This window comes from Mycolicibacterium obuense (genome assembly GCF_055397605.1).
Genome location: NZ_AP043663.1, coordinates 5,489,542 through 5,515,785 on the forward strand (window position 1 = coordinate 5,489,542; position 26,244 = coordinate 5,515,785).

30 protein-coding genes are annotated in these 26,244 nt (G+C 65.7%); 14 read left to right on the forward strand and 16 right to left on the reverse strand.

Annotated elements, in window-relative coordinates; genetic code table 11:
- Positions 1-66 precede the first annotated feature (66 nt).
- Positions 67-1,011, forward strand: a complete 945-nt coding sequence (locus tag ACZ50N_RS26625) for an AraC family transcriptional regulator (RefSeq protein ID WP_464474199.1) — start codon at positions 67-69, stop codon at positions 1,009-1,011.
- 17 nt (positions 1,012-1,028) lie between these two features.
- Here ACZ50N_RS26625 and ACZ50N_RS26630 read toward each other — a convergent pair whose 3' ends face one another.
- Entirely contained in the window at positions 1,029-1,655 is a 627-nt protein-coding gene (locus ACZ50N_RS26630) for a TetR/AcrR family transcriptional regulator (protein WP_464474200.1), read from the reverse strand.
- 81 nt (positions 1,656-1,736) lie between these two features.
- Here ACZ50N_RS26630 and ACZ50N_RS26635 point away from each other — a divergent pair, with 81 nt between their 5' ends.
- Positions 1,737-3,509 carry a sulfatase family protein gene (locus tag ACZ50N_RS26635; RefSeq protein ID WP_464474201.1) on the forward strand — a complete coding sequence of 591 codons (1,773 nt, stop codon included), beginning with the start codon at positions 1,737-1,739 and terminating at the stop codon, positions 3,507-3,509.
- Here ACZ50N_RS26635 and hchA read toward each other — a convergent pair.
- The 3 genes from hchA to ACZ50N_RS26650 all read right to left on the reverse strand — a co-directional run bounded on the left by hchA (position 3,506) and on the right by ACZ50N_RS26650 (position 5,152).
- A complete protein-coding gene (hchA, locus tag ACZ50N_RS26640) occupies positions 3,506-4,387 on the reverse strand; it encodes a glyoxalase III HchA (protein WP_464474202.1) in 882 nt (293 codons plus the stop codon). The two genes, ACZ50N_RS26635 and hchA, sit on opposite strands and share 4 nt — an antisense overlap.
- A 70-nt stretch (positions 4,388-4,457) precedes the next feature.
- Positions 4,458-4,844, reverse strand: coding sequence for a VOC family protein (locus ACZ50N_RS26645; protein WP_464474203.1), 387 nt, complete (start codon positions 4,842-4,844; stop codon positions 4,458-4,460).
- Positions 4,841-5,152 carry an ArsR/SmtB family transcription factor gene (locus tag ACZ50N_RS26650; protein WP_464474204.1) on the reverse strand — a complete coding sequence of 104 codons (312 nt, stop codon included), beginning with the start codon at positions 5,150-5,152 and terminating at the stop codon, positions 4,841-4,843. Before ACZ50N_RS26650 ends, ACZ50N_RS26645 begins: the two co-directional genes overlap by 4 nt.
- 93 nt (positions 5,153-5,245) lie before the next feature.
- On the opposite strand from ACZ50N_RS26650, the gene ACZ50N_RS26655 reads away from it, so the two are divergent.
- Together ACZ50N_RS26655 and ACZ50N_RS26660 are read left to right on the forward strand one after the other, a co-directional pair.
- Positions 5,246-6,004, forward strand: coding sequence for an SDR family oxidoreductase (locus ACZ50N_RS26655; RefSeq protein ID WP_464475731.1), 759 nt, complete (start codon positions 5,246-5,248; stop codon positions 6,002-6,004).
- Between the two features lie 78 nt (positions 6,005-6,082).
- The gene (locus tag ACZ50N_RS26660) at positions 6,083-7,192 is read left to right on the forward strand and encodes an ElyC/SanA/YdcF family protein (RefSeq protein ID WP_464474205.1); all 1,110 of its coding nucleotides are present in this window, start codon (positions 6,083-6,085) and stop codon (positions 7,190-7,192) included.
- A gap of 14 nt (positions 7,193-7,206) precedes the next feature.
- Here the strand turns inward: ACZ50N_RS26660 and ACZ50N_RS26665 are convergent, their stop codons facing one another.
- Positions 7,207-8,037, reverse strand: a complete 831-nt coding sequence (locus ACZ50N_RS26665) for an acyl-CoA thioesterase domain-containing protein (RefSeq protein WP_048423219.1) — start codon at positions 8,035-8,037, stop codon at positions 7,207-7,209.
- Between the two features lie 37 nt (positions 8,038-8,074).
- Positions 8,075-8,899 (reverse strand): MerR family transcriptional regulator, encoded by an 825-nt coding sequence (locus ACZ50N_RS26670; RefSeq protein WP_133413118.1) that lies wholly within the window; start codon positions 8,897-8,899, stop codon positions 8,075-8,077.
- A 131-nt stretch (positions 8,900-9,030) separates the two neighbouring features.
- On the opposite strand from ACZ50N_RS26670, the gene ACZ50N_RS26675 reads away from it, so the two are divergent.
- Positions 9,031-9,369, forward strand: coding sequence for a nuclear transport factor 2 family protein (locus ACZ50N_RS26675; protein ID WP_046361495.1), 339 nt, complete (start codon positions 9,031-9,033; stop codon positions 9,367-9,369).
- Positions 9,366-10,205: an SDR family NAD(P)-dependent oxidoreductase gene (locus tag ACZ50N_RS26680; protein ID WP_464474206.1), complete on the forward strand. Its 840-nt coding sequence runs from the start codon at positions 9,366-9,368 to the stop codon at positions 10,203-10,205. Before ACZ50N_RS26675 ends, ACZ50N_RS26680 begins: the two co-directional genes overlap by 4 nt.
- Here ACZ50N_RS26680 and ACZ50N_RS26685 read toward each other — a convergent pair.
- A complete protein-coding gene (locus tag ACZ50N_RS26685) occupies positions 10,202-10,831 on the reverse strand; it encodes a TetR/AcrR family transcriptional regulator (RefSeq protein ID WP_046361497.1) in 630 nt (209 codons plus the stop codon). The two genes, ACZ50N_RS26680 and ACZ50N_RS26685, sit on opposite strands and share 4 nt — an antisense overlap.
- A gap of 95 nt (positions 10,832-10,926) precedes the next feature.
- Here ACZ50N_RS26685 and ACZ50N_RS26690 point away from each other — a divergent pair, with 95 nt between their 5' ends.
- Positions 10,927-11,670, forward strand: coding sequence for an SDR family NAD(P)-dependent oxidoreductase (locus tag ACZ50N_RS26690; protein ID WP_046361498.1), 744 nt, complete (start codon positions 10,927-10,929; stop codon positions 11,668-11,670).
- Between the two features lie 35 nt (positions 11,671-11,705).
- On the opposite strand, the gene ACZ50N_RS26695 is transcribed toward ACZ50N_RS26690, so the two are convergent.
- Entirely contained in the window at positions 11,706-13,199 is a 1,494-nt protein-coding gene (locus ACZ50N_RS26695) for an HNH endonuclease signature motif containing protein (RefSeq protein WP_464474207.1), read from the reverse strand.
- Between the two features lie 86 nt (positions 13,200-13,285).
- Between ACZ50N_RS26695 and ACZ50N_RS26700 the strand changes: the two genes are divergently transcribed.
- Positions 13,286-13,837: a YaeQ family protein gene (locus ACZ50N_RS26700; protein ID WP_046364121.1), complete on the forward strand. Its 552-nt coding sequence runs from the start codon at positions 13,286-13,288 to the stop codon at positions 13,835-13,837.
- 15 nt (positions 13,838-13,852) lie between these two features.
- On the opposite strand, the gene ACZ50N_RS26705 is transcribed toward ACZ50N_RS26700, so the two are convergent.
- Positions 13,853-14,755 carry a LysR family transcriptional regulator gene (locus ACZ50N_RS26705; RefSeq protein ID WP_046364122.1) on the reverse strand — a complete coding sequence of 301 codons (903 nt, stop codon included), beginning with the start codon at positions 14,753-14,755 and terminating at the stop codon, positions 13,853-13,855.
- Positions 14,756-14,883: 128 nt separating this feature from the next.
- Between ACZ50N_RS26705 and ACZ50N_RS26710 the strand changes: the two genes are divergently transcribed.
- The 3 genes from ACZ50N_RS26710 to ACZ50N_RS26720 all read left to right on the forward strand — a co-directional run bounded on the left by ACZ50N_RS26710 (position 14,884) and on the right by ACZ50N_RS26720 (position 17,260).
- On the forward strand, positions 14,884-15,642 hold the full coding sequence (locus ACZ50N_RS26710; protein ID WP_046364123.1) for an enoyl-CoA hydratase/isomerase family protein: 759 nt from the start codon (positions 14,884-14,886) through the stop codon (positions 15,640-15,642).
- Positions 15,639-16,352, forward strand: coding sequence for an SDR family oxidoreductase (locus ACZ50N_RS26715; RefSeq protein ID WP_046364124.1), 714 nt, complete (start codon positions 15,639-15,641; stop codon positions 16,350-16,352). Before ACZ50N_RS26710 ends, ACZ50N_RS26715 begins: the two co-directional genes overlap by 4 nt.
- Positions 16,353-16,486: 134 nt before the next feature.
- Positions 16,487-17,260 (forward strand): SDR family oxidoreductase, encoded by a 774-nt coding sequence (locus tag ACZ50N_RS26720; RefSeq protein ID WP_236728355.1) that lies wholly within the window; start codon positions 16,487-16,489, stop codon positions 17,258-17,260.
- 11 nt (positions 17,261-17,271) lie between these two features.
- On the opposite strand, the gene ACZ50N_RS26725 is transcribed toward ACZ50N_RS26720, so the two are convergent.
- The 4 genes from ACZ50N_RS26725 to ACZ50N_RS26740 all read right to left on the reverse strand — a co-directional run bounded on the left by ACZ50N_RS26725 (position 17,272) and on the right by ACZ50N_RS26740 (position 20,860).
- Positions 17,272-18,555: a spinster family MFS transporter gene (locus ACZ50N_RS26725; protein WP_464474208.1), complete on the reverse strand. Its 1,284-nt coding sequence runs from the start codon at positions 18,553-18,555 to the stop codon at positions 17,272-17,274.
- An 81-nt stretch (positions 18,556-18,636) separates the two neighbouring features.
- Positions 18,637-19,770, reverse strand: coding sequence for a sensor domain-containing diguanylate cyclase (locus ACZ50N_RS26730; RefSeq protein WP_464474209.1), 1,134 nt, complete (start codon positions 19,768-19,770; stop codon positions 18,637-18,639).
- A gap of 104 nt (positions 19,771-19,874) precedes the next feature.
- Positions 19,875-20,723, reverse strand: coding sequence for a virginiamycin B lyase family protein (locus tag ACZ50N_RS26735; RefSeq protein ID WP_073683481.1), 849 nt, complete (start codon positions 20,721-20,723; stop codon positions 19,875-19,877).
- Positions 20,720-20,860: a hypothetical protein gene (locus ACZ50N_RS26740; protein ID WP_172835611.1), complete on the reverse strand. Its 141-nt coding sequence runs from the start codon at positions 20,858-20,860 to the stop codon at positions 20,720-20,722. The genes ACZ50N_RS26735 and ACZ50N_RS26740 overlap by 4 nt, the downstream gene beginning before the upstream one ends.
- A gap of 110 nt (positions 20,861-20,970) precedes the next feature.
- Between ACZ50N_RS26740 and ACZ50N_RS26745 the strand changes: the two genes are divergently transcribed.
- On the forward strand, positions 20,971-22,422 hold the full coding sequence (locus ACZ50N_RS26745; RefSeq protein WP_464474210.1) for an amidase: 1,452 nt from the start codon (positions 20,971-20,973) through the stop codon (positions 22,420-22,422).
- A 42-nt stretch (positions 22,423-22,464) separates the two neighbouring features.
- Here ACZ50N_RS26745 and ACZ50N_RS26750 read toward each other — a convergent pair whose 3' ends face one another.
- Entirely contained in the window at positions 22,465-22,962 is a 498-nt protein-coding gene (locus tag ACZ50N_RS26750) for a DinB family protein (RefSeq protein WP_464474211.1), read from the reverse strand.
- Positions 22,963-23,180: 218 nt separating this feature from the next.
- Between ACZ50N_RS26750 and ACZ50N_RS26755 the strand changes: the two genes are divergently transcribed.
- Together ACZ50N_RS26755 and ACZ50N_RS26760 are read left to right on the forward strand one after the other, a co-directional pair.
- Positions 23,181-23,567 carry a hypothetical protein gene (locus tag ACZ50N_RS26755; RefSeq protein WP_142240035.1) on the forward strand — a complete coding sequence of 129 codons (387 nt, stop codon included), beginning with the start codon at positions 23,181-23,183 and terminating at the stop codon, positions 23,565-23,567.
- 43 nt (positions 23,568-23,610) lie between these two features.
- Entirely contained in the window at positions 23,611-24,186 is a 576-nt protein-coding gene (locus ACZ50N_RS26760) for a TetR/AcrR family transcriptional regulator (RefSeq protein WP_464474212.1), read from the forward strand.
- Positions 24,187-24,223: 37 nt separating this feature from the next.
- Here the strand turns inward: ACZ50N_RS26760 and ACZ50N_RS26765 are convergent, their stop codons facing one another.
- Both ACZ50N_RS26765 and ACZ50N_RS26770 read right to left on the reverse strand, forming a co-directional pair.
- Complete coding sequence (locus ACZ50N_RS26765; RefSeq protein WP_464474213.1) at positions 24,224-25,387, reverse strand: MFS transporter; 1,164 nt, start codon at positions 25,385-25,387, stop codon at positions 24,224-24,226.
- A complete protein-coding gene (locus ACZ50N_RS26770) occupies positions 25,384-26,175 on the reverse strand; it encodes an alpha/beta fold hydrolase (protein WP_464474214.1) in 792 nt (263 codons plus the stop codon). The genes ACZ50N_RS26765 and ACZ50N_RS26770 overlap by 4 nt, the downstream gene beginning before the upstream one ends.
- Positions 26,176-26,244: the final 69 nt, after the last annotated feature.

Here is a 26,244-nt window from a genome sequence, read left to right on the forward strand (position 1 = left end):
CGCTTTCAGGGACGAGTACATGGGCTGGAATCCGCCATACCTGTGTGATCGTCTACCCTGCGGCCCATGGACGCGTTCGGTGATCTGTTCCGCGGCGTGCGAGCACATGGCTCGCTGTTCGGCAGTTCTCTGCTGACGCCGCCGTGGTCGCTGCACTTCGTCGACGGCGCGCCACTGACGCTGTGCACGGTTCTCGGCACGCCGTCCTCGCCTGGCGGATGGATCGTTCCCGAGCACGGCGCGCCGCAACGCCTCGACTCCTACGAGACGGTCGTCGTACGCGGCCCGGGCACCTTCACATTCGTCGACGCCCTCGACACAGCAGCCGAGGCGATCGCCTGCGGCGAATTCTGCGCAACCGCCGAACAGGGGGGAACCCGACACCGCCGCGGGTGGGCAGACCCTGGAAGTCATTCGAGCGCAACGACATTGATAGTGGGCTCCTACCCCGCGAAAGGCGAGATCAGCCGACGACTGCTCGAGACCCTGCCGGTCGTCATGCACGTCGGCGCCGGCGGCACAGGAGACGCCGTCCTCGATCATCTCGCCGAGGAGGTCGCCGTCGACGTGCCGGGGCAGCAGGTGGTGCTCGACCGGCTCCTCGATTGGATGCTCGTGTGCACCATCCGCGGATGGTTCGACCGGCCCGGCGGTGAGCCACCGACCTGGTGGGTGGCGCAGCGCGATCCGGTGGTCGGCGATGCACTACGCCTGCTGCACGACGATCCTGCGGCACCGTGGACAGTGGCGACCCTGGCCGAACGGGTCGGGGTGTCCCGATCGACGCTGGCCAAACGCTTCACCGAGCTGATGGACGAAGCCCCTCTCACCTACCTCACGCACTGGCGGATGACGCTCGCGATGGACCTGTTGACCGATCACCCCGCCTTGTCCATCGCCCAGGTGGGGCGCGCGGTCGGCTACACCGATCCGTTCGCGTTCAGTGCCGCGTTCAAGCGGGTGCGGGGCGTCAACCCTCGGGACTTCCGCCGTGAGGCGGCGCGCGCATGAGAAGCGGACACGGCCCCTCAGCGCTCCATGGCAGCGGCCTCTTCGAAAACCAAGCGTGCGTGCAACTGGAAGAGCTGCGCGAAACGCTCTGAGTTGTCGTCGATCTCGTTGGCGATGAAGAGTCCGTCGGCCCCGGCGATCAGATAGGTGGTCAGTAGCTCGACCTTGTCGGCAGCAAGCCCGGGCGCGACGGCTCGAATGGCGTCGGCGAACCGGTCGAACGCGGTATTGCGGCTGTGCAGGAACCTGGTCTTGGCCTGTAGCTCCACGGGGCGGCGGTCCAGCGCCAGCTTGAGCCCCAGCCTCAGAAAATCAGGGGTCTCTCGCAGCGCTGCGGCGACCTGAGCGCCGATCTCGCGCGCGCGCTCGCCGGCAGTGCCGTGCTCCGGCAGGCGCAAGGCCTGCGACCACGTCTCGAAACTACGGTCGATCACGGCGGCGATCAGATCGTCCTTGTCGGCGAAGTGCCAGTAGATCGATGTCGGCGGCAGCCCGCTGAGCTCACTGACCGCCGAGATGGTGGTCGCGTCGTATCCGCGCTCCGCTGCCACCGCCGTCGCTGCGTCGAGAATCCGTTGACGCGAGATGTCTCCGTTGGCCCGAGTGCGGCGCTGCGCGCCCGAATTCTGCTTTTTGGTGGGCATGACCACTCCTCCCCTGCCCCACGATCATGCAATACTCCTTATTGTAGGGATCGCTACATCAAGGATGGGATGGTTCATGCAATGTCCGGCGAAGACTTCTCGACACCAAGCCGTCGACGGTTCCTGGCGATGACGGGACTCTCGATCGCAGCCACCGCGGCGGCGTGCTCGGCCAAACCTTCGTCCGCACCTACCCCCGCGCCGAGCAGGACCGGGTTGCCTTCGGCGTCGAAACACAACATCGTGTTCGTCTTCACCGACCAGGAGCGCCACTTCGCCCAGTGGCCGAGCGGGATGTCCCTGCCGGGCCGGGAGCGCCTCCACGCCGACGGCGTCGAGTTCACCAACCACTACTGCCCGGCCGTGATGTGTACGAGTTCCCGGTCGGTCATCCTCACCGGTCTCCAGACAGCGGACAACGGCATGTTCGAGAACGTCGACCTGCCCTACGTCAAGTCCATGAGCACCGAGATCCCGACCGTCGGCGACATGTTGCGCACAGCGGGTTACTACACGGCCTACAAGGGAAAGTGGCATCTCAACAGCGATTTCGAGACCGCCCAGCCCGACCACCTGTTCACCAAGGAGATGGAAGCCTACGGTTTCTCCGACTATGTGTGGCCCGGCGACGTGCTCACACACACTCTCGGCGGTTACACCTACGACAACATGATCGGCGGCAGCGTCGTGTCGTGGCTACGCGACCAGGGGCGTTCACTGGCCGACGACAACAAGCCCTGGGCATTGTTCGTCAGCCTGGTCAATCCTCACGACATCATGTATTTCAACACCGATGCACCCGGTGAGCAGGTGCAGGACAACGGCCGTCTGCTGATGCACGCAGCGCGCGCGCCGAAGAATGCGCTGTACGAAAAGCACTGGGATGTAGGGCTTCCCGCCAGTCTCACGCAGTCGATGACCGAGCCAGGACGTCCTGCTGCCCATGGCGAGTACCTGAAGGCATGGGGTTATACCCTCGGAACGATCCCGCCCGAGCAGGAACGCTGGAACCGGTTCTCCGATTTCTATCTCAACAGCATTCGCAGTGTCGATCAGCAGGTGACGCTGCTTCTGGACGAACTCGATGCGTTGAAGCTCGCGGACGACACAATGGTCGTGTTCACCAGCGACCACGGAGAGATGGGCGGAGCGCACGGTTTGCGCGGCAAGGGCCCCTTCGCCTACCAGGAAGCCATCCACCTTCCGCTCTACATCAAGCATCCCGATGTGTCTGGCGGACAACAGGTCACGTCGTTGACAGGACACATCGACCTGGCACCGAGCCTTCTCGCTCTCGCCGGCGTGCCGACCGGCGCCGTCGGCGAGATCGCCGGGCGGGACCTTCCTGGAAAGGACCTCAGCCCTGTACTGAGCGACCCCGCGGGTGCCGATGAACACTCGGTGCGAGACGCAGTGCTGTTCACCTACAGCGGGCTCGCGACCAATGACAGCGAGGTGATTCGGATCGTCGCGGATGCCAAAGCTGCGAACCAGGATCCCAAGCAGGCCATGGCGATAGCCGGCTACAAGCCAGACCTGAGCAAGCGAGGCAGCCTACGCACCATGTTCGACGGGCGGTACAAATTCACGCGATACTTCGCGCCGACCCAGCGCAACGTTCCGCGCGACATCGAGGAGCTCTACCGCTTCAACGACGTCGAGCTGTTCGATCTGCAGACCGATCCGGCGGAGATGACGAATCTCGCGGCAAATAAGGGGGACCACGCTGATCTGGTGATGGCCTCCAGCGCGAAACTGGAAGCGCTCATCACACACGAGATCGGGCTCGACGACGGCCGCGAAATGCCGGACTTCGACAACATCGACTGGACGATCGACCGCATGGACCTCTAGCTCTGAGGTGTCACTGCTTGCACCAAGACGTCGGCGGCGAGCAGTCCGAGGTTGTTGGCCGCGAGCGGGCTGTCGCCGCTGAGTAGCGTGCGATCTCGATGGACTCGACCGGTCATGTCGTCGTTGAGCACCGTGATGCCCTGTGCCTGCAGCGCTTCGGCCAAGAGCCACGGCAGATGTCCGGGAATGTAGCCCATGTCGACGTTGGCGCCCTCGTCGAGCGCATCGGGGAACACACACATCGAATAGCCCTCGAAGGGTGACTGACGACCGCCGCGGCCGACTGCCAACAACGCAGCCGGCCCGTGGCACAACGTGATGATGTACTTGTCGCGGTCCATGGCCCAGTCCAGGGTGTGCGCCACCGCTTCAGCGTCCGGCAGCCCGAGAAGTGCTCCGTGCCCACCGGGGATGAAGACTGCCAGGTAGTCGGAGTCGTCCCCGAGCTCACCGGCGACGACATCGGACAGCTTCTTCGGCTCCTTGAACTTCGGCTTCAGGGATTCGTATGCCTGCCGGACGGCCTCATCCTCGCCAGGCATCGCCCACCACTCGAGCTTGGCCGGGTAACCCGCGACGGTGGCGATTTCGACCTCGAAACCCGCCTTCATCAGGTGGATCAGCGGCAGGAGGGTTTCCACGGGATGGTTGCCGGTCGAAAACATCTTTCCGTTCCGGCACAACAGATACCGTTCCTCCGTCGCGATCGCCAGGATCTTCCAGCAGCCCTCGGTGTAGGCACCTTCGTGCTCGACCCCGTCGAAGTCGCTGCGCGGTGGAACGTACTGAGTCAGCGAATACGGCGACGGGAAGAACGCGTTGTCTTCGGCCTCGTCGGGACGGGGCTCGCGGCTCGGGGCTTCAGAGTTGGTGGTCATCGGTCATCCCTTCTCGTCGATACGTCAACTGTTCGGGAAGAGCCCGTCGATCGCAATGGCCATGACGGGCCTAATCCATCTGCTGGATCTGGACGAGATTGCCGCAGGTGTCGTCGAGTACGGCCGTGGTGACCGGTCCCATGCTCGTCGGCTCCTGCGTGAAGTAGACCCCGAGCGCGCGGAGCCGCTCGTACTCCGCGCGAACGTCTTCGACAGCGAACGCGGTGAACGGGATGCCGTCGGCGACGAGCGCTTCCTTGAACGGTCTCACCGCAGGGTGGGCGTCGGGTTCGAGCACCACCTCGGTACCGCCGGGATCCTCCGGTGACACGACGGTGATCCACCGGTGCTCACCCATCGGGATGTCATGCTTCGCCTGGAAGCCAAGCACTTCGGTGTAGAACGTCAACGCCTTCTCTTGGTCGTTGACGAACACGCTCGTCAGGCTGATCCTCATGGTGATTCCTCTCCGTGGTCGACGTTCTTGCGCTTCAGCCACCGCTCGACGATCGGTTCCAGTGGCGTGGTGTCGATGTCGTGGAACTTGAAGCGGCCCTCCCGCCGGGTGGTCACGAGGCCGGCGGCTTCGAGGACGTCGAGGTGCTGCGAGATCGCCTGCCGAGACGATCCGAGGCCGTGCTTGGACGCCAGCCGTGCGCAGATCTCGAACAGCGTCTGCCCGCTCCGCTCGGTCAGCTCGTCGAGGATCGTCCGTCGCGTGGGATCAGCCAGAGCTTTGAAAACATCACCCACCTCCCGCACCATAGGCAAGCCACTACTTGCATGTCAACGGTGTTGGGATACCACGGGGTTTCCAGGGCGCACACACCCATTGCCGATGCCACCGTGGGATCTGTGCTGACCAGTACCCCGCAGAAGATCACCGTGGTAGGAGCCACCGGCCTGATCGGCCGTCAACTCCTCACCCTCCTCAGCGGCCGCGGCCTCGACGTCACAGCGGCCTCCCGCGCGTCGGGTGTCGATCTGCTCACCGGCGACGGCCTCGATGACGCCCTGGCCGGCGCGGACGTCGTCGTCGATGTGATCAACTCCACCACACCGGACGATTCCGCCGAGGCATTCTTCGAGCACACGTCGGCCCACTTGTCCGCGGCCGCAGCGAGGACCGGCGTCGGACACTATGTCGTCCTCTCGATCGTCGGAGCGGATCGTATGGCGACCCATTCCGGTTACATCCGAGGCAAGTTGGCGCAGGAGGCTGCAGCGGAGAACTCGGGTGTGCCGTGGACGGTGCTGCGTGCCACTCAGTTTCACGAACTGGCCGCACCCATCACCGAGTCCCTCATCACTGAGGACGTGGTGCGCGCACCGGTGGCACTGATCCAGACTGTCGACTCCGCTGAGGTGACGACGGTCCTGGCCAGGATCGCTGTCGGTCCCCCGCTCAACGCCATCCATCACGTCGGCGGACCACAGAAGATGTCCTTCGCCGACATGGCCCGCACCGTCCTACGACACCAGGGCCGCACGCTCGACGTCATCGACGATCCGTCAGCGACCTACAGCGGGTTGTCCATCGACTTCACGACGCTCGTCACAGACGACGACGCCGAACTGGGCACGACGCGCCTCGAGGACTGGTTGACGGGCCGCTGACCGAGCTCGTTCGGCACGGCCCGCGTTCTTCGTCGCCTACGGTGGAGTTCACAGCCGATCGCCAGGGGGCACCGTTTCATGAACCACTCATGCGCGCGCCAAGCGCTGATCATTCCCGTCGCCGCAGCACTCGTCCTCGGCGGCGCCGCCTGCACCAACGACCGCACAGACACCTCGGCCTCGACCTCGCAGAGGAGCTCGGCAGCAGGCGGGAGCACGCACGATCAGGTCGAGAAGTTGCTGGACGAGGCGGAGGAAGCGTTCGACGCGCCGGCGAGAACATCGTCGGCCGGCAACACCGACAAGACAGTCGACAACATGTCGATCGTCGCTGACCGGTTGATGCAGGCGCACGAGCTCGCTCCGTACCGCAACGACCTTCTCTTCAGCGCTGCGTCCGCGCAGATCGCCCGCAAGGACGTCGACGCCGCGCTCGCGCTCTACAAGACTGCGCTCGCCACAGCGCCCAATGACGTTGATGCGCAGTCGTATCTGGCCGGCTGGTCCCGTCATCTCGGCCGACGGACCGAATCGGAGAACTACGTCGATCAGATCCGCGCCCTGGACCCCGCACGCGCAGAGCAGTTGGAGGCCATGTTCGCCACGATCGACCAGAAGGTCTCGACGCCGCTGACCGATGCACTGCCGGCGCTGCCAGAGCCGGGGCTCGCGATCGTGACTCTGGGTTATGCACTGAAGGACGACGGATCGATGGACGACATCCTGATCGCTCGCCTCCAGCAGACCAAGGCTGCCGCGCAGCGCTGGCCGAGCACACCGATCGTGGTCACGGGCGGGGTGGAGCAATCCGGGCGCACCGAAGGCGAGTCGATGAAGGAATGGCTCGTCAACAACGGCGTTGCAGCCCAACGCATTCACGACGAGAACTTCGCGCGCTCGACGGTCGAGAACGCCTCTTACGGCGTGGAGGTGCTGGCAAGCCTGCGCGCCTCGCACGCGTTGATCATCAGTTCGGCCAGCCACATTCGCCGTGCGTTGACGCTGTTCCAACTGGCCGCCGCCGACACCCTGGGCAGAGACTTTCCCTTCTCGGGTAGCGGTAGTGCCGACAAGCCGCTTGCCGAACTCGCCACCGCGACTCCCGATGAGCTGCTCTCCATCTATCGCGATGCGTTCAGCTCCATAGGGATGTGGAGTTATCGCAGCGCCCCACTACTCAGGCAGTAGGTGTCTCATTCGCCTCAGGACAGCGGCAGGTTCGGAGGTTCGAAGCCAGGGTTGACCAGCGCCGTGGCAGATGCCGTCCCGATCGGACCCGCCTCGTCGACGAGAATGGCTGTGCCCGTCGAGATCCCACCATGACTGTGATGCGTGAGGGCGGCGAGGCCGATGAATTCTCCGGCGGGAAGGCGGCTGAGCGAGACCGTGTAGTCGGCGTTGATGAACGGCAGGCCGTCCTCGCCGAAGCCCGTGAGCGAACTCGCCACATCGCCTGCCATCGCGGCGGATCCGAACGGTGTCCGCGGCAGCGCATCGACGAGCGGCAGCACATCATGCACCCAGACGAACTTGGGACCGCTGTGCGCCCACGCTGCCAGACCGTCGCTGGGAGCTGCATCCTCGCGGCCCGCGGTGAACATCAGCATCGGCGCGTCGTCAGGATACGTCTCGGGTACCACCGGTAGCGGTGGCATGACCACATCGGCAGACCAGCGCGGGGCCACAGGCTGCTCACCCGGTCGCAGATACAGCAGGCTGGCCCGGGCGACCGGTCTGCCATCCTGGGTCATCACGACGTCGGCCAGCAGGAGCCGGCGCCCCGCGCGGACGATCTCGGTGCTCACCGACACCGGCGTCATCGCCGCGGGCCGCATCAGGTCGACGGTGAAACGGGCCGGCTGCATCCCGGCAGTGCGTTCCGTAAGGTCGCGCTCTCCGATGAGACCCAGCAATCCACCGAGATAGTTGCCGCTGATGGTGTCACCCCACGGACCTCGAGCCCAGTGCGTGGGCGCGAAGTGTTCACGCCCGCCGGCCTCTGTCTGCAACGCGAAGAATGCTCGGGTACTCATCGGGGCTGACGATAGCGGTCCGACCGCCCGAGGTATCTCACCCGGTTGGTGACGCGGTGCGAAAGATGGGCCAGCAGATCTCGGTCGCAGTGAAGTGCGTCGGCTCGAACAGCGAGCCGCCAAGATAGTGCTCGCGGGTCGGACCTTGGTCGCTGATCAACTGTTCGTTGGCGTACTTCCCCAGCGCCGCGTAGCTGCGGTCTATGCCCTCGTGATTGCCCGAATGTGTGAGTACCGCGTAGTCGGCTTGAGGCAGGACATGGGCCCGAATTCCCTGCGGCACCATCGTGGATTGCGGCGCAGGGACGAAGAGTGTTGCCTCTCCGCGGGATTCACTGAACAGCGCTCGGTCGTAGAGGCCGCCGTAGACGGCAGCGTCGGGTGCACTTGCAGCCGCGGACAACGCCTCACCGAGTGTCGAAAGCGTCGCAACGAACCAGGTGTCGATCTCGTCGACGTCGATGGTCGCGGTGATCGACCACACCGCGAGAGCAGGCTCCTGGCGCAATTCCACTGCTGCGGTGTGCACGGGAGCGAGCAACTCACGCAGCGCGCTGACGGTGTCGCGCGTCTGCTGTAGCTGCTGCTCCATCTGCGCGAGGTGCGTCGTGATGATCTCGGTACGTGCCGCGGAGTCCTCGGTACTCAGCAACGCCTTGATGTCGGGGATGGACATACCGAGCGAGCGGAACCGCCGGATGATGTGGGCGTGATCGACCTGACTGCTGTCGTAGAAGCGGTAGCCGGTGTGCGGGTCGATGTGGACGGGCTCGAGGATGCCGAGGTCGTGGTAGTGCCGCAGCGCCTTTCTGGTGAGGCTGGTCATCAACGAGAAGTCGCCGATCGACACCTGCACGCCCATCGCGTCCCCCTCATGGTCTTGCGTTTGGTCTTGCATTCAGTTGAGACGATTGTGCAGTTTCCCGTAGGGGCAAGGTCAACATCGGATCGGCGGCTTGACCTTGCCCCACGGGGAAGGCCCACCGTCGTGTCATGACAACAGCATGGGATGAGCTCCCCGAAACGATCAGAACTTTCATGACGGCACTCGATGCCCGTCAGGTGGATCATGCGCTGGCCACTCTTACCACCGATGCCGTGGTGACCGACGAGGGCCACGACCTCACGGGCCATGACGAGATCGGGGCGTGGATCGCGACCGCGGCCAGCGAGTACACCTACACCACCGAGTTGACTGGCGTGACGATCACCGAAAGCACCATCGTCGTAGGACAACACCTCGAAGGCAACTTCCCCGGCGGAGTAGCCGACCTGCACTACCGGTTCACGCTGGACGGCGCACTGATCGCCCGGTTGGTGATCGAGCCATGACGCGGCGGTGGTTCATCACAGGGGGTACGCACGGCGGGCTCGGGGTGGCGTTCGCCGAGGCGGCGCTCGAGACGGGCGACCGTGTGGCGCTCACCTCGCGGCGGCCACAAGAGCTCGCCGCGTGGGCTCACGAGTACGGCGACCGCGTTCTCGTCGTGCCGCTCGATGTCACCGACGCCGCCCAGGTTCGACACGCGGTGCAGACAGTCGAGGATGAGTTTGGCGGCATCGACGTGGTGGTCAACAACGCCGGCCGTGGATGGTTCGGCTCGATCGAGGGGATGGCGGAGTCGACTGTGCGCGCCATGTTCGAGCTGAACTTCTTTGCGGTGTTGTCGGTGGCGCGTGCGGTGCTGCCGGGAATGCGGGCACGCGGCAGCGGGTGGATCGTCAACGTGTCGTCGGTGGCGGGTCTGGTGGCAGCGACCGGGTTCGGCTACTACAGCGCGACGAAGTTCGCCATCGAAGCCGTCACCGAGACGCTGCGTGAGGAAGTGGCCGGGCAGGGTATTTCCGTGTTGACGGTCGAGCCGGGAGCGTTCCGCACCAACGCATACGCCGGCTTCGCGGATGAACCTGTAGCGGAGCCGATTCCGGAGTATCGCGACATGCTCGAACAGGTCAAGGCGACGTTCGTCGAGATGGACGGCGTGCAGCCCGGCGATCCGCGACGAGGGGCCCGTGCGGTGCTCGCGGCCATGGCCCAGGACTCGCCTCCCCGGCGACTTGTGCTCGGCAACGGTGGCTTCGATGCGGTGGTCGACACGCTCGAGGGTGCGCTGGCCGACATCCGGTCCAACGAGGAGCTCTCCCGTAGTGCCGACTTCCCGGACTAGCGCTTGCCGTCGAGCGACTTCTGATCGCGAGTGAGTGTTGCCGCGAGTCCGGTGAGTGCCACGTCGACGGCGGCATCGAGCCGGCTCTGCGGTACGCCCGCGGCGGCGTCGACCGCGAGACCCTGCCCGATCGTGACGGCATACCCCGCAAGTGAGACGGCATCGGTTCCGGATGCATCTTCAGTCGCTGCAAGCGCTTTCGCGATCGCATCCTCGATCCCGCGGCGGTACTCGGCGAGAATCTGCGGCACGTGAGCGTTGTTCGGCCCGCAGGAGATGCCGCCCTGGATGGACAAGCATCCGGGCGCGCTGCCGGTCCGCACAGCCTGGGCGGTGTCGCGGAGATACGCCTCCAGCACGTCGTAGGCGGTGGGTTGTGCCAGCAGTTGATTCAGATGTCCGTGGTAGCGCTGACGGTAACGTTCCAGCGCGCGAACGAAGAGTTCTTCCTTGCTGCCGTACACCGCATACAAACTGGGCTTGTTGATTCCCATCGCCTGGGTGAGCTCGGTCAGCGACGCGCCTTCGTAGCCGAGACGCCAGAACACATCGATGGCCGCATCGAGCGCGTGCTTCTCGTCAAAGGTTCGCGGGCGGCCTCCCGCGTGCCGTTGATCTGCGCTCATGCAACCGATTCTAGTCCGAGGACTGTGGTTTTTTACCGATCGGTACCAAACTGGTATGGTCGTTTTTGACCGATCGGTACAAAACTGGAGGAATCGTGCCCAATCTCGCTGGGAAGACCGCTCTCGTCACCGGAGCGACATCCGGAATCGGGCTGGCTGCAGCACGTGCTCTGGCGAACGAGGGTGCCCACGTGTTGCTGGTCGGCCGCCGCCAGGACGCACTCGACCAGGCTGTCGCGACAATCGGTGCAGCGCAGGCGACGTCAGTACGCGCTGATGTCACCGCGCCCGCAGATCTTGACCGGCTGGCAGCCATCATCGAGGCCTCGGGGCGCCCGTTGGACGTCGTGTTCGCCAATGCGGGCATCAACGAATTCGCGACATTGGGAGCTCTTACCTGGGAGCACCACAGGAGGATCTTCGACACCAACGTCGGCGGGGTGATCTTCGCTGTTCAAGCTGCGCTTCCGTTCTTGCGCGATGGCGCGTCGATCATCCTGTGTGGTTCCAACGCCGACGTGAAGTCCGCCCCCGGTGCAAGTGTCTACGCCGCGTCTAAGGCTGCGATCCGCTCGCTCGGTCGCACATGGGCCGCGGAACTCCTGGATCGCAAGATTCGCGTCAACGTCGTCGCCCCAGGACTCACCGAAACACCTGGCCTCGCATACCTTTTCGCGGGATCGGACAGCGCATTGTCTGACCTGACCGCGACCGTGCCCATCAAGCGTCGTGCCCGCGCCGAGGAGATCGGCGCTGTTGTCGCCTTCCTGGCCTCCGATGCCAGTTCCTACATGACCGGGTCAGAGGTGTATGTCGACGGTGGTGTCAGTCAGTTCTGAGGCATCGAGCGCCCGCGCAGACTGAGGCCCCGCTCTCAGGCGGCTTCGTTGTCGGGTGGTGCGGGTCCGCCGGGCTGTGACGGGTCGCTGGTCGAGGGTGATCGAGCCTCGGTGGCGTCACCAATCGGATGTGTTTGCGCGGCGGCGTCATTCCCCTCGTCCTCGTCAGGTGGACGCAGCAAGCGTTCGGGGGTGTGGTGGGTGTTGATCCGGGTTTGGCCGGTGTCGAGGTTGGGTGGTGGGGTCCATTCGACGTCGTGGCGGGGGCTCATCGACGTGCTCCACCCGCCGGGTGCGACGGAGCGGTTGTCGGGTGGGCAGGCCAGGCCGAGGTCGTCGATGTTGGTCAGCCCGCCGTCGGCCCAATCTTGGGTGACGTGGTGGACCTGGCAGCCGTAGGCGCCGACGGGGCAGCCGGGTTTGGTGCAGCCGCCGTCGCGGGCGATCAGCATGATTCTTTGCGCGGCCGAGGCCACTCGCCTCGTGCGGAACAGGTCCAGGGCGGAGCCGGTGGCGCGGTCGAACACCGCCAGGTAGTGGCTGGCGTGCGCCCCCATGCGGATCACGTCTCTGATGGGCAGCCGAGTGCCGCCGCCCGTCGTCCCGATCCCCGCCCGCGACTCCAAGTCCTGCAGGGTGGTACGCACAATAACGGTGACGGGTAATCCATTCAGCTGACCCAACTCGCCGCTCATCAGGGCGATGCGTCCGACCGTCACCAGCGCATCATGCTGGCGTTGGGCGAGGCTGCGGTGGTCGTTGTCGATCTGCGCCTGCGTCGGTGTGCCGGAGGTGCACGGCTCGTCGTCGTCGGGGTTGCACATGCCCGGGGCGGCATATTTGGCGAAGATCGCCTCCCACACGGCTGCCGCTTCCGGGGTCAGGTCGGCCCGCCACTGCGTCATGCCGTCGCGACGTTGCGGGCTCTTGGTCAACCCCCGTTTGCGGGTGCGTTCGGCGTCGTCGGGTTCGGGCCCGTCCTGATCGAGCAGGAACAACTCCAGTTCTGCGGCATCGTCGGTGGCCTTCGGACCGGCACCACGGGCGATACGGACCACCTCAGCCTCGAACTGCTCAGCGGTCGCAGCGTCGACGAACGCGGGAAGTTTCTTGACCGCTTTACGAATGACGTCGACATGCTCGGGGGTGATCCGCCCCTCGGCTTGGGCGGCTGCGGTCGCGGGCAGCACCGGCGGTAGGGGTTCTCCGGTCATCGACTGCCGCGGGGCGAGAAATGCGGCCTCGGTCAACCGGCGGTGAGCCTCCGACCCGCTGATCCGGTAGCGGATCGCCAGCACGTCTTTCCAGTTCTTCGCCCCCATCTGCACCGCAGACGTCTCGACCTGCAACCGCGCCAACGCCCGATGCTGCGCCGCGGGCAGCCGGCAGCCCGCGTTTTCGAGCTCGTCGAGCAGCTCCACCACCTCGCCAGCGGTGGACCGATCCAGGCTGCAGGCCAGCACAGCATCGACAGCGGCGCGTAGCCCCGCGACCGCCTGCTGCACCTCCGACATACTTCGAACATACATTCGACCACCGACAATCTGCGTCCTCGGACAATGATGGATGACGGTCTGGGGCGTGGAGCGGCCAGCGCAACGGTGGACACTATGGTGTGGCTCTTTCTGCAACGGTGTTCAAAGTCGAATTCGGTGTCTCCGATGTCGACCATGGCTACTACGCCGATCACACTCTGACCGTGGCTCGCCACCCCAGTGAGACCGATGAGCGGATGGTGGTGCGATTGTTGGCCTTTGGCCTGCGCGCACACCGGCTCAGCGACGTCGACGGTGAGTTGGAGTTCGGACCGGGCCTGTCCACCCCTGGCGTGCCGGACGTGCGACTCGCCGACTACACGGGGCGAATTCTGGAGTGGATCGTCGTCGGCCAGCCCGACGAACGTGTCCTGAGCAAAGCGGCCAGCCAGTCCGGCCAGGTTGTGCTGTTCCCGTTCGCCGCCGGGGTGGCCACCTGGTGGCGCACCGTTGGCCCGAAAGTGGCTGGGCTGCAGAATTTGTCGGTGATCCAGATACCACACCAGCCGGTACAACAGCTGGCTCAGACAGTCGATCGACGGGTGACGGCGCAGGTGATGGTGATCGAGGGTCAGGTGACGATGACCGTGGGCGAAGTGGACGTCACCTTCACGCCCGAGCCACTGATGTGACGGTGTCTCCGGGACTCAGCGCAACTGGTCAGCCGTCGCCTCGAGGGCGCCGACGAAGAGAGCGAGATCCCGCCGCCGGGAGTCGGCCCGCCAGGCCGCCCAGGTACGCCGCACCAGGGGGCTGCCGATCAACGGGTACAAGTTCACCTCATCAGGCATCGGTTGAGACCAGTGCGGCGGCGCCAAGGCGAAGGCGTGTCCGGTCGTGACTGCCGCCATCTTCACCTCCGCGATCAGGGGGTCGCCACCGCGGACATCGTCACCCGGGCTCACGCCGTGGCTGCGCAGGATGGCGGTGAGTTCGTCGAACCAGGCCGGACTACCGGAACGCGGAAAGCCCACCCATTCGAGTCCCGCGAGTCCATCCAGCCGCACACCACGAGCGGTGGCCACAGCGTCAGCCCGGTGCCGGGCCAACAAGACGCCCAGCTGCTCTTGGCACACCAGAGTCGCATCGAGATCGCTTCCGGCCGGCCGTTCTCGCACGAGCCCGACGTCGATCTCGCCGTTGCGGAGGCCCTCGAGTTGCTGTGCTGTCGTCGCGTGCCGCGCCTGAACACGGGTCTCGGGATACTCAGCACCCAGTTGTGCCAACGGCCCGGGGAGCAGGTCGGGCGGTAGCTCCAGGGGTATTCCGAGTCGGAGGACGTTGTCGGGTGGGTCGTGCCGTGACAGCGCTGCCAGGGCTTGGTCATATCGCGCCAGCACCGCCCGCGATTCGGCAAGCAGGGTCGTCCCTGCGTCGGTGAGCGTGATGCCGGTGCGATGTCGCACGAGGAGGTCCAGTCCGAGCCGGCGTTCGAGAGCCACCATTGCCTGGGAGAGCGCCGGCTGGCTGATGTGCAGGCGGCGCGCCGCTGCCGTGACGCTGCCCTCCTCCACCACGGCGATGAACATGCGCATCTCTCGAAGCTCCACGGATCCATCACATCACCTGCAGCCATAAGTGCGTCCTATGTCGACCTTCCCGATCGCAATGGGTCGACGGGGGCAACGCGCGGCCAGGACGCGTTGGGTCGTGTGTGTCGAAGGAAGGACCACTACTCATGTCCACACCCACGTACTTCACTCGCTATGAGAATCTCGCTTTCGAGCGCACCGACGACGGTGTCCTGACGATGCGGTTCCACACCGACGGCGGACCGGTCACCTTCACCGGACAAACGCACGAAGACCTCCCCCGGGCGCTCGAGGACATCGCCTTGGACACCGACAACCGCGCGATGGTTCTCACCGGGACTGGCGACACTTTTATGGACAGCATCGACGGCGACAGCCTCGGCGAGATCTTCAAACCCCTCGTCTGGGAGAAGATCCGGCGAGAGGGACTGGCAGTTCTGCAACGCCTCCTGAGCCTGCCGATTCCGGTGGTCGGCGTTGCCAACGGCCCCGCCACAGTGCACTCGGAATACCTACTACTCACAGACATTCACGTCGCTTCCGACCGCGCGACATACGGAGACTCCCCGCACCCCGCCTTCGGTATCACCGCCGGTGACGGGCTGCAGGTGGTCTGGGAGGAGATCGCCGGCCCCGCGCGGGCGAAGTGGCTGCTATGGACCGGCGAGTCGATCGACGCCGCCACCGCCGAACGATGGGGGGTCGTCAACGAAATCGTCGAGCACGACCGGGTATACGCCCGCGGCCTGGAGCTCGCCCGCATGTTGGCGGCCAAGCCTGCGGCGTACCGGTCGTTACAGAAGCAGACGTTGAGCCAACATCTGCTGCGCCGAATCGTCGAGGGCGTCCCGTTCGGGATGGCTCTCGAAGGCCTCACTGCAGCCGACCTCGCCTACCGCCGATGACCGGCGCCCGCGTCGTCATCACAGGCGCATCGAAAGGAATCGGTCTCGCATTGGCGGGCCTTCTCGCCGACGCCGGCGACCATCCGGTCGGCATAGCACGTACCGCACCCAAGGCATTCCCCGGCACATTCGTCGCCGCCGACCTGAGCGACCGTCACCAGACGGCGGACGCACTCGCCGAGATCCTCGACGCTGGTCCGGTCGACGCCCTTGTGAACAACGTTGGATTGGTCCGCCCGGCGACACTGGGGGAGGTCGACCTCGACGATCTCGCTGCGGTCTTCGACGTCAACGTCCGGGTCGCCGTCCAAGCGGTGCAGGCAGTGCTGCCCGGAATGCTCGCGACCGGGTGGGGACGAATCGTCAACATCACCAGCCTTGTCACGGTCGGCATGGCGGAGCGCACAGCGTACGGCTCCGCCAAGGCCGCGCTCGAATTCTGCACGCGGGCATGGGCAGCCGAGCTGGCCGGGACCGGTGTGACAGTGAACGCGGTGGCTCCCGGCCCGACCGAGACCGAACTGTTTCGGGCCAACAACGCACCCGGATCCGACGGCGAGGCGCGTTACCTGGTGAAGGTGCCGATGCGTCGGTTCGCGACACCCCGCGAGATCTCGGCCGCCGTGGCATTCCTGCTGTCCGACGACGCGGCGTTCATCACCGGGCACATTCTGCGCGCCGATGGTGGCGGCTCGATCGGCGGCGCCTGATGCGTTCCACACATATCCCTGCGAGACAGGGGAATTCACCAGTGACCGACGTCGACGCCGGCATCGGGCTACGCCCGACTCCGGCAGCCCGCCGGTTCTGATCGACAGCCATACCGATGAAAGAGGAGAGTGACATGAGCCCCATGCCATACGAAACCGGCGTGCCCATCGCGGGTGCGGTGGCAGTGGTGACCGGAGCCAACCGCGGACTCGGTCGCGCGTACGTGACTGCACTGCTCGAGCGTGGCGCCGCTCGGGTGTATGCCGGAGCGCGTAACCCCGATTCGATCGTGGCCGACGACCCACGAGTCATCGCGGTGGGCCTCGACATCACCGACGCCGGCGCAGTCTCGTCAGTCTCGGCGTTGGCCGCCGACGCGACAGTGGTCGTCAACAACGCGGGCGCGATGCTCGAGTCACCGTTCCTGTCCGCGATGGACCCGGAAGCCGCACGCAAAGAAATGGAGACCAACTACTTCGGCACCTTGAGGATGGCGCGCGCCTTCGCCCCGGTGCTGGCGGCCAACGGTGGTGGGGCACTGGTCAATGTGCTGTCGGTGGCGAGTTTCTATTCCCTGCCCTTCAACGCGTCCTACTGTGCGTCGAAAGCCGCCGAGTGGTCCCTGACCAACGCACTGCGCCTGGAGATGCATGCAGCGGGCACGCTGGTGGTCGGTGTGCATCCGGGATTCATCGACACCGACATGACCGCCACCGTGAGCGAGGCCAAGATCGATCCGGCAGAGGTCGCCGCGCAGACACTCGACGCGGTGCGCGCCGGGCAGCCGGAGGTTCTCACCGACGAGCACACCCGTGAGGCCAAGCGCACGATCCCGGTGCACCTGCAGACCCTCTATCCTGGGCTGCAGAAGCGTTGGGACGCCGGAGACAACCCCTGGGGTGGCTGACTGGCCTCCGGTCAGCGCTCCACGACGATGTCGCGCTGATACCATTGCGCAGCAAGCGCATAACACCCGATCGCCACCAACTGCATCGTCGGCACGAGAATCAGCAGTGCCCTTCCCAGTGACTGGGAGCCCAGGGCGCCAGTCAGTGAATCGCTGACCACGCCGGTCAGGAACGGGCCGACCGCGCCCAGCGTCGCATTGAAGAACAAGAACACGGCCGACGCCGTCGCGCGATGCTCGGGAAGGACCAGGCGCTGGATCGCCGCGATGGACGGCGCCAGATAGGCGACGCCGATCAGATAGGCCAGCGCCAGGAGCCAGACGCTCCACAGACGACTCTCCACGACAAACGCCAACGCAGATGCAGGCAGGAGCGCCGCGATCAAGATGACGACGATCCACAGCAACCAGCGTGCGTCTCGAGCGGCCAGCCGGTCTGCGATTCGTCCGACGACGAGCAATCCGAGGACCCCCAATGCGCCGGTGGCCAGGCCGTATTCGACACCGACCTCGCCCAGTGTCATTCCCCGGGTCCGCATCAGAAAGGCAGGCGCGAACGTCGTCAACGAATAGCCCGCTGCGGACACCAGCGCGGTACCGGCCACCATGGCCAGAAAGCTGGTCTTGCGCAGCAGATCCCACCACTTCAGCGCGTCGCTGTCCTGCCGCGGCGGTGGAGTCGGCAGGCTCTGGCGGAACCCGACAACCCACAGCACCACCGGCGCCAACAGCACGCTGATGGCTCCCATCGTCACGAAAGCTGCCCGCCAGCCCATGCTTTCGGCGAGCAGTCCGCCGCCGAGCAGGCTGGCCGCACTGGCCAGCGGGATCGCCATGGTGATCACCGCCAGCGGAGCCGACCGCTTGTCCGGGAGAAAGTTGCGCGCCACGTAGGCATGCGCCGCCGGCGTACTACCGGCCTCGCCGACGGCCACCCCGACGCGCGTCAATGCCAGCTGGAGACCGGACTGGACAGCACCACCGAGCATGGTCATCGCGCCCCACAGCGTCAGGCAGCCGGCGATCACCGCACCGAAGGCACCGCGGTCGGCGACACGTGCGATCAGAATGCCCACGACGGCGTACACGACGAGGAAGCCGAAGCCGTTGATGACACCGATTGCCCTGTCGGACAACGCAAGATCCTGTTTGATCGGCTCCGCCAGTACACCGGGTAAGAACCTGTCGACGTAATTGAGGGTGCCGACCAGCGCGAGCACCACAACGGCGCCCCAGGCGCGCGTCGGTGAGTGCGCGGCCTCGGTGTGCCGCGCGGCGTCCTGCGGTGTCGACATCGTTCTCCTCGGTCAATCGCTACCGAGCAGCTTCTCAGACGTTCCGCAGTGCCCACCGCCTGGGAGGGAGCACGCGGGCACTCACGTTCCGCTGGGCGCCATCGTCACTCGGTTGCGGCCGATCTGCTTGGCGCTGTAGAGCGCTTGGTCGGCGGATTGGAGAAGGTCCCGCGGCGAGCCAGTATCGGCATCGACCGCCGCCACCCCGATGCTGATCGTGATCGCACGCTTCGGCCAGGGCGCCCTCTGCACGGTGCGCCGGAACCTCTCGGCGAGCACGAACGCGCCTTTACAGGTGGTCTCGGGCAGAACGACCGCGAATTCCTCACCGCCGTAGCGGAACAGGCTGTCCGACTCCCGCATTTCCGATTGCAAGAGCTGCGCGACCGATCGGAGCACCTCGTCACCGGCGGGATGGCCGAAGTCGTCATTGAAGGATTTGAAGTGGTCGACGTCGATCATGAGCAGCGACAGGGTCGTGCGTCTCGCTCGTGCCCGCGTGAAGTCCTCTTCGATCGTGAGATCGAAAGAACGACGGTTCTTCACGCCCGTCAGCACGTCGGTGACCGATTGTGACTCCAGGTGCACCCTCACCTTTTCGATGTCACGCTGGTACTCCTGCAGGAGTTCGACGTACTTCTCCTGATCCAAGACGGCCTGTTCGAGTGTCGCGATACTTCGACGAAGCTCGAGTTGCACGATGATCTCGCGGGAAAGGATTTCGAGCGCCTCTCGCTGCGTCTCGCTGAGACTGCGCGGCTCACGGTCGATCACACAGATCGTGCCCAGCGCCTCGCCCGTCGGTGCCACCAGCGGTGCGCCCGCGTAGAAGCGGATACCGGGATCACCGGTCACGAGGGGATTGGCGGCAAAGCGCTGATCCGTGGTGGCGTCCTCGACCGTCATCACGCTTCCGGGATCCATGATCGCGTGTGCACAGAAGGCTTGCGAGCGGGGTGTTTCATCGACGTCCAGGCCCACGTTCGCCTTGAACCACTGGCGATCGTCATCCACCAGCGTGACGAGCGCGATCGGCGTGCCGCAGATCGCCGACGCAAGCTTGGCGAAATCGTCGTATGCCTGCTCCGGCAGCGAGTCCAGGATGTGGTAGTCGGCGAGCACCTTCATCCGCTGGTCTTCGTTCCCGGGTACCGGGAATTCGGTGTGCGACATGCGCGCCCCCCACATATTGAGCTGTAGCGGCGCCGTCTTCACCGCGTCTCTTTCACGAGCCCAGATCATAACTTGGCATACGCTGCCGTTCGGCAAACTTCGCTGAACCGGACTATGACCGCCCGGAGTTCTTTTCGGCTGATTGGTCAGGCCGTGGGTAACCGCATCACGAAGCCCGCCTCCAGCGCCACCCACAGCGCACCGTCCGGTCCGATGGCCAACCCGTGCGGCTCGCTGCCCGCGGGCAGGTCGATCGTGTCGACCTCACCGTCAGCGCTGACGTGGGCGATCTGATCGGCGCCCCACAGGCTGACCCACACCCCACCGGAGGGGTCGGCGACCACTGCGTGCGGCTTTCCCGGCAGGTCGAGCTCCTGGATCGCCTCGTTGAGCGGGATACGGCCCACCTTGTCGGCGAGCACCTCCGTGAACCACACCGCGTCGTCGTGGGTCTGTGCGATGCCCACTGGACCGGCGTTGGGGGTCGGCAGCGTCCGCACCTCGAGTTGGCCGCGATGGAGGCGGCCGATGGCGTTGGCCTGGTTCAACGTGAACCAGAGGGCGTTGTCCGGTCCGGTGATGATCGACGACGGCATGCCGCCCGGGGCGGCCTGCTCGCTGAGGTCACCGTCGACGTCGACGCGGCCGATGACACCGGTTCCCATGGCCGTGAACCACAGCGCGCCGTCGGGTCCGGCGGTGATACCGAAGGGCGCACTGCCGCTTGGCAATTGGTAGTCGGTCTGTAGACCGTCCGTGGAGATCCGGCCGATCCGGTCGTCGCCCGCGCGGGTGAACCACAGCGCGCCGTCGGGTCCGGCGGTGATGATCGAGGGCTTGCTTCCCTCGGCCACCGGATACACCTCGAGGTCTCCGCCCGCACCCACCCGCGCGATCGCGCCGCGATGGACCAGCGTCACCCACATCGCGCCGTCGCGGCCGGCAGCCAACGCATACGGCCCGCCATCGATGGCGACTTCGAAGATGCGGCTCATGCGAGGGCGACCACGGCGTCGACGATGGGGAGCGGTGACACGGTCAGCTGATGGTGGCGCATGTGCACCGCCGCAGCCTGACACATCGCGCCACCGTGGGACAACCCGTTATCCGGATCGGACTCGCGCTGCGACACCACCTCCGTCAGGACCCCGCGCTGGTCCGAGACCTGTTGTCATCCATGATGTCTGGGTTGCGTGAAGCAACATTTTATGGCCTACGAGGCGAGTCGTTAGCGTCCGATTCGTGGAAGTGGACTTTCGATCAGCCGCAGAGTTGACGGTCGCGTTGCGCGCAGGGGAGGTGTCCTCGGCCGAGGTGACCGAGGCGACGATCGCCCGAATCGAGCGCTGCGATGGGGCGATCAACGCGATCTGCGTGCGGGACTTCGAGCGGGCGCAGGAGGCTGCGCGTCGCGCCGATGAGGCCCGTGCACGTGGTGAAGATCGGGCGCTGCTGGGCATTCCGGTGACGGTCAAGGAGTCCTACAACGTCGCCGGACTGCCCACGACCTGGGGCTTGCCGGAGCACCGGGGGTTCGTGCCGTCCGACGACGCGGTCCAGGTGGCGCGGCTCAAGGCCGCCGGCGCGGTGGTGCTCGGCAAGACGAACGTGCCGGCGGGTCTACAGGGTCTGCAGAGCTTCAACGAGCTGTACGGCGTGACCACCAATCCGTGGGACCACAGTCGTACGGCGGGCGGATCGTCGGGCGGATCGGCGGCTGCCCTGGCGTCCGGGTTCGGTGCGCTGTCCATCGGATCCGACCTCGCCGGTTCACTGCGCACGCCCGCGCACTTCTGCGGTGTATACGGGCACAAGCCGACACTCGGGCTGGCGGCCACGCGTGGCATGACCCCGCCGCGGACGCCGGCATTACCGACCGACTCCGACCTCGCCGTCGTCGGTCCGATGGCTCGCACCGCCGGTGACCTGACGCTTCTGCTCGACGTGATGGTCGGATCCGACCCACTGACGCACGGCGTGGCACACACGGTCTCGCTGCCTCCCCCGCGTCACGAGAGGCTCGGCGACTTCCGAGTACTCGTTCTCGAGGACCATCCGTGTATCGCCACCGGATCCGCGGTGCGTGCCGGCGTCGATCGAGTGGCCCGTGCACTCGTCTCCAGTGGCGCCCGAGTGGAACGGCACAGCCCGCTGCTCCCCGATCTGGCCGACGCCGCCTCGCTCTACACGCTCCTGCTCTTCTCCGGTGCGGTGGCGCGTTTTCCCGTCGACGATCAGGAACTCCTGCGCATCCGCGTGGCGCGCCTGAGACCGGAGGACCTCAGTCTGAACGCGGCGCGGCTGCGCGGAATGGTGCTGAGCCATCGCGAGTGGATGGAAGCCACCCACAGTCGCGACCTCCATCGGCACCGTTGGCGACAGCTGTTCGCGGCGTTCGATGCCGTGGTGTGTCCGATCACCCCGACTCCCGCGTTCCCGCACGACCACAACCCGGATCTACTGGGATGCCGGATCGACATCGACGGCATCGACTATGCGTTCTTCGACCAACTGGTGTGGGCCGGTCTGGCCACGATGCCCGGCCTACCTGCAACCGCCATACCTGCAGGGCGATCCGCCGAGGGATTGCCGGTCGGGGTGCAGCTCATCGGTCCGATGTTCGAGGACCGCACACCGTTGAGGCTGGCAGAACTGCTCGAACAGCAGATCGGCGGATTCCAAACGCCGACGTAGGACGCGAAAGCAGCCATCGGGCAGATGAATTGGTGTCGCTAGCTAGGTCATGATCGTGCGTGTGCGCCAGCCAGAATTTGTTCGCGCAGAATCGGCGTGACCGCAGTGGTGAGCGAGTTCGCGGAGAACCTGCAGATACACCCAGCGCACTGTGCGTTGGCCAGCCTCGTGACCCGTCACAACAGCGTCCAGTGGGAGGCCGGCAACCGCTTCTCGGGCCGTAGCGCAGGCCTGGCGGAAAGCCGCGGTCACAGTGGCAATCGTGTCGTCGTCGGCGAGACTGAACGACTCATCCACACTCTGAACCAGGCCGAGCTCCCGCCGCGAGGTGCCACCGACGCACTGCTCGAACCACACTCGCTGCATCCAGGTGACGTGCTTGAGCAAGCCGAGCAGTGTCGTCGCCGACGGCACGAGCCGGATGCGCACCTGCTCCTCCGTGAGGCCGCCGACAGTGGCCTCGATAGCGCGGCGATACTCCTCGACGAACGCGTCGAGCTGCGTGCGCTCATCGCCGACCAACACGTCGAACGGGCCCATCCGAACCTCCCATCACAACAACCGCGGCTCCGCCCCGGACGGCACGCTGTGACCGGCGGTGCGGATGCTTTCATCGATCCTATGTCCCGCGCCCGATCCGGACAGCGGAGTTTTCCGAGTCCCCAATCAGATTGATTGCAAGCCCAATTCGTCTTGTTCGGTGAAGGTCTTATCGCGTCGACTTGCTTAATGACCGATTGGTCATTAGCGTGGTGGGCATGTCGCTCACCGATCGGTTTCCTGCGAACAACCTGGCGGGCATCGCCACCTTGCTGCGGTTGTATCTGGTACTTGCCGTGCTGACACTCGTCGCGCTGCTGGTGTTGTCACTGGTCGATCCGGTGGCCGCGCCGCAGACAGCATGGGTGCATGCGGTGATCGTCGCCGGTTTCGCCGCCCTGCTGCCGATGCGACTGCGGTCGGCCAGTCGCGGTAGCGTCGCCGCGTTGAGGGCGGTCGGTCTGATCGCTGCCGCCGTGTTTCTGGTCAATGTGGTCGAGGCGCTCTGGCCTGGCTTCGTCCCGATGTGGATGCGGGGCGAGATGTGGGTCATCGCCGCGCTGATGTTGGGTGTCATCGCTCTGGTCATCCGCGAGCGGCTCTGACAGAGCGATGAGTTCTGCACCGCGACAACGACTCAGCGCCGATGTGAGGCGCCAGCAGCTGGAGAGCGCGACGATCCAGATCATCGGCCAGGACGGGCTGTCCGCGGCCACTGCCGAGTCGATCGCGCGTGCTGCGGGTGTGTCCAAGGGGCTGCTCTGGCGGTACTACAACGACCTCGAGGATCTGTTGCTCAGCGCCGGACGGCGGGCATTGGCGACGCTGGAGGCGGCCGTCGCCTCCGATACCGACATGGACGCGGACGTGACCGCACTGTTCCGATCAGCCATTCACCGCGCCGCGACGTTGCCTGCCACCCACCCCGCTGAACTTCAGGCCATCCGGCACATCGCCATCGGTCTGCGTCCGCACGTGCCCGAAACGACACTGCGCGCCAACGAATATCGCGAGCTACACGCCCGTCAGGCTGCGCTCATCGCGCGGGGACAAGCCGACGGACATCTGCGCCCCGGCCTCGATCCACACCTCCTGGCGGTCACCTACCAGGGGATGGTCGACTCCATGCTGGACTATCTGCACTCTGATCCCACGCTCGACCCCAGCACCGTCGCCGACCACGTCGCCGATGTCCTGCTCGCCGGGATCTCGACACCGCACTGACTGCTCGACGAGCACGTCTTGGGTCAAACCCCCCTCGTCACTGAAGCAACGGTCGCGACCGAATACCCTGCGCCACAGGCGCTGCCACGACGGGCATGAGCCCGAGCAGCGCGCACACCGGTAGCCACTGGAGCCCTGCGCGGTCCAACACCACGCCACCCAGCGACGAGCCTGCGCTGATCCCGATCTGGAACGCCAGGACATACAGCGCCGACGCCATCACCCGGGCGCCCGGACCGCCACGCAGCGCCGCGCTCTGCATCGTCGGGGCCACGCACGCCTGCGCCGCGCCCCAGAGGATCACGCCGACGACGAACACGGGTGCGGGCGGTGACAGAGCGATCACACCGAACGCCACCATCAGTCCCACCATGGTCAGCGCCACGGCGACATCGAGACTGCGATCGATCTGCTTGCCGATCATGGCAACGGCAATCAACCCCGCTACGCCGAAGGCGATTTGCAGACCGCCGAGGGACCACGCGCGGAAACCGTACGGCTGCGCCATGAGCGCGAAGAACGTGTACGGAGCGTAGGTCGCAGTCACCATCAATACCGTGAGCACGCAGACCTTTACGACGCGCGGTAGCCAGGACGGCTCCCGAGGCGTCCTCTGGGAGGTCCTCGAATCCGGCGACAACGCGGGCAGGCTCACCCACGACAGAACGGCCAGCGCGAGAGCCCCCACCGCCACCACGCCGGCCGCGGCGCGCCATTCGATCCACGACGCAAGTCCGGTCATCAGTGGTGCGCCCCCCACCAGCGCGGCAGAACCCCCGAGGAAGACCTGCGCGGTGGCCCGCCCCTGCCGGTCCTCAGGCGCCAGCGACACTGCGACGATCGGTACGGTCGACCACAGAAGTCCGTGGGGTATCGCGGCGACCGCCCTCGCCGCCAACGCCGCGGGCAGGTTCGGCGCTAGCGCAAGCGCTGCCTGCGACACCGCGAGCACGATCAGTGCTCCGACGAGCACGGCACGGCGGTCGACGTGCCGAGTCAGCGCCACCGTTGGCAAGATCGCAGCGCCGGCAACCAGTGCGTACACGGTGAGCATCAGACCGCCACCGGACTCGGTGGTATGCAGATCCCGCGTCATATCGGTCAGCACACCGATCGGGAACATCTCGGCCGTGAGATACACGAACAGCGCCCCCGCCAATACTGCCGTCTGCAGCGGGGCGGGCGCCTTCCTCGCCGTCACAGCTCGTGTGTGCCAAGGAATTCACTGATGTCGTCGATCCACACCGACGCCTCCTCGCGGGTGAAGATGTGGCCGGCATCGGGGAATTCGATCATCGACGCACCCGGTATGGCCGCGGCCAGTCGACGGGTGGACTCCGGTAGCACGATGCGGTCTCGCCCGGCAACGAAAACCACTGCGGGCACGGCAAGTTCGCGACATGCATCATATGTGTCGATCGATGCAGCCAATCGGGCCTGATCCGCCCCGCCGTCCGGATAGTTGTCCTGTGTCGTCGTCACGGCCGCATCAGCTGCCGCAGCGTCGAGACTCCCCAGCACCGCCGGGGACGACAGGCTCACCAGGTAACCGGCAAGAGCGTGACGATCACCGCTCGCCGCCAGTGCGGTCCATGTGTCAACCACCAACCGCAATTGCTGGTCGGCACGAGCGAACCCGACGGTGAGGAGCAGCCCACTCACCCGGTCCGGATGGCGGGCGGCCGCCGTCACGGCCACAGCTGTCCCCAACGACAGCCCCAGAATCGGGAACCTCTCGAAACCGGCGTCGACCGCCGCCCCCACCAACGAGTCAGCGAGGACGCCGAGCTCCAGGGCCCCCACGTCTTCGGGCGTGCCACCCGATCCGGGGTAGTTCATTCCGACGAGGGTGCGGGTCGACGACAGGGCTTCGATCACCTGCCCGAAATTGGCGGTGACGCTACCCCCGGCGCCGTGGGCGAGTACCAGGGGCGAGCCGGATCCGATCTGGATGACGTCGGGATCTGCGACGAGGTGTGGGCCTGCCATAACCTGGACGCTAAACCTTCACATCTACGTGAAGGTCAAGCGTTTGGGACGGCGGTCACACCGGGAGGG

What these genes read in the sequence shown, in the direction of transcription:
- ACZ50N_RS26625 (WP_464474199.1), top strand. Translation starts at nt 67, where the DNA reads ATGGACGCGTTCGGTGATCTGTTCCGCGGCGTGCGAGCACATGGCTCG.
- ACZ50N_RS26630 (WP_464474200.1), bottom strand. Translation starts at nt 1,655, where the DNA reads ATGCCCACCAAAAAGCAGAATTCGGGCGCGCAGCGCCGCACTCGGGCC.
- ACZ50N_RS26635 (WP_464474201.1), top strand. Translation starts at nt 1,737, where the DNA reads ATGTCCGGCGAAGACTTCTCGACACCAAGCCGTCGACGGTTCCTGGCG.
- hchA (WP_464474202.1), bottom strand. Translation starts at nt 4,387, where the DNA reads ATGACCACCAACTCTGAAGCCCCGAGCCGCGAGCCCCGTCCCGACGAG.
- ACZ50N_RS26645 (WP_464474203.1), bottom strand. Translation starts at nt 4,844, where the DNA reads ATGAGGATCAGCCTGACGAGCGTGTTCGTCAACGACCAAGAGAAGGCG.
- ACZ50N_RS26650 (WP_464474204.1), bottom strand. Translation starts at nt 5,152, where the DNA reads ATGGTGCGGGAGGTGGGTGATGTTTTCAAAGCTCTGGCTGATCCCACG.
- ACZ50N_RS26660 (WP_464474205.1), top strand. Translation starts at nt 6,083, where the DNA reads ATGAACCACTCATGCGCGCGCCAAGCGCTGATCATTCCCGTCGCCGCA.
- ACZ50N_RS26665 (WP_048423219.1), bottom strand. Translation starts at nt 8,037, where the DNA reads ATGAGTACCCGAGCATTCTTCGCGTTGCAGACAGAGGCCGGCGGGCGT.
- ACZ50N_RS26670 (WP_133413118.1), bottom strand. Translation starts at nt 8,899, where the DNA reads ATGGGCGTGCAGGTGTCGATCGGCGACTTCTCGTTGATGACCAGCCTC.
- ACZ50N_RS26675 (WP_046361495.1), top strand. Translation starts at nt 9,031, where the DNA reads ATGACAACAGCATGGGATGAGCTCCCCGAAACGATCAGAACTTTCATG.
- ACZ50N_RS26680 (WP_464474206.1), top strand. Translation starts at nt 9,366, where the DNA reads ATGACGCGGCGGTGGTTCATCACAGGGGGTACGCACGGCGGGCTCGGG.
- ACZ50N_RS26685 (WP_046361497.1), bottom strand. Translation starts at nt 10,831, where the DNA reads ATGAGCGCAGATCAACGGCACGCGGGAGGCCGCCCGCGAACCTTTGAC.
- ACZ50N_RS26695 (WP_464474207.1), bottom strand. Translation starts at nt 13,199, where the DNA reads ATGTATGTTCGAAGTATGTCGGAGGTGCAGCAGGCGGTCGCGGGGCTA.
- ACZ50N_RS26710 (WP_046364123.1), top strand. Translation starts at nt 14,884, where the DNA reads ATGTCCACACCCACGTACTTCACTCGCTATGAGAATCTCGCTTTCGAG.
- ACZ50N_RS26715 (WP_046364124.1), top strand. Translation starts at nt 15,639, where the DNA reads ATGACCGGCGCCCGCGTCGTCATCACAGGCGCATCGAAAGGAATCGGT.
- ACZ50N_RS26720 (WP_236728355.1), top strand. Translation starts at nt 16,487, where the DNA reads ATGAGCCCCATGCCATACGAAACCGGCGTGCCCATCGCGGGTGCGGTG.
- ACZ50N_RS26725 (WP_464474208.1), bottom strand. Translation starts at nt 18,555, where the DNA reads ATGTCGACACCGCAGGACGCCGCGCGGCACACCGAGGCCGCGCACTCA.
- ACZ50N_RS26735 (WP_073683481.1), bottom strand. Translation starts at nt 20,723, where the DNA reads ATGAGCCGCATCTTCGAAGTCGCCATCGATGGCGGGCCGTATGCGTTG.
- ACZ50N_RS26750 (WP_464474211.1), bottom strand. Translation starts at nt 22,962, where the DNA reads ATGGGCCCGTTCGACGTGTTGGTCGGCGATGAGCGCACGCAGCTCGAC.
- ACZ50N_RS26755 (WP_142240035.1), top strand. Translation starts at nt 23,181, where the DNA reads ATGTCGCTCACCGATCGGTTTCCTGCGAACAACCTGGCGGGCATCGCC.
- ACZ50N_RS26770 (WP_464474214.1), bottom strand. Translation starts at nt 26,175, where the DNA reads ATGGCAGGCCCACACCTCGTCGCAGATCCCGACGTCATCCAGATCGGA.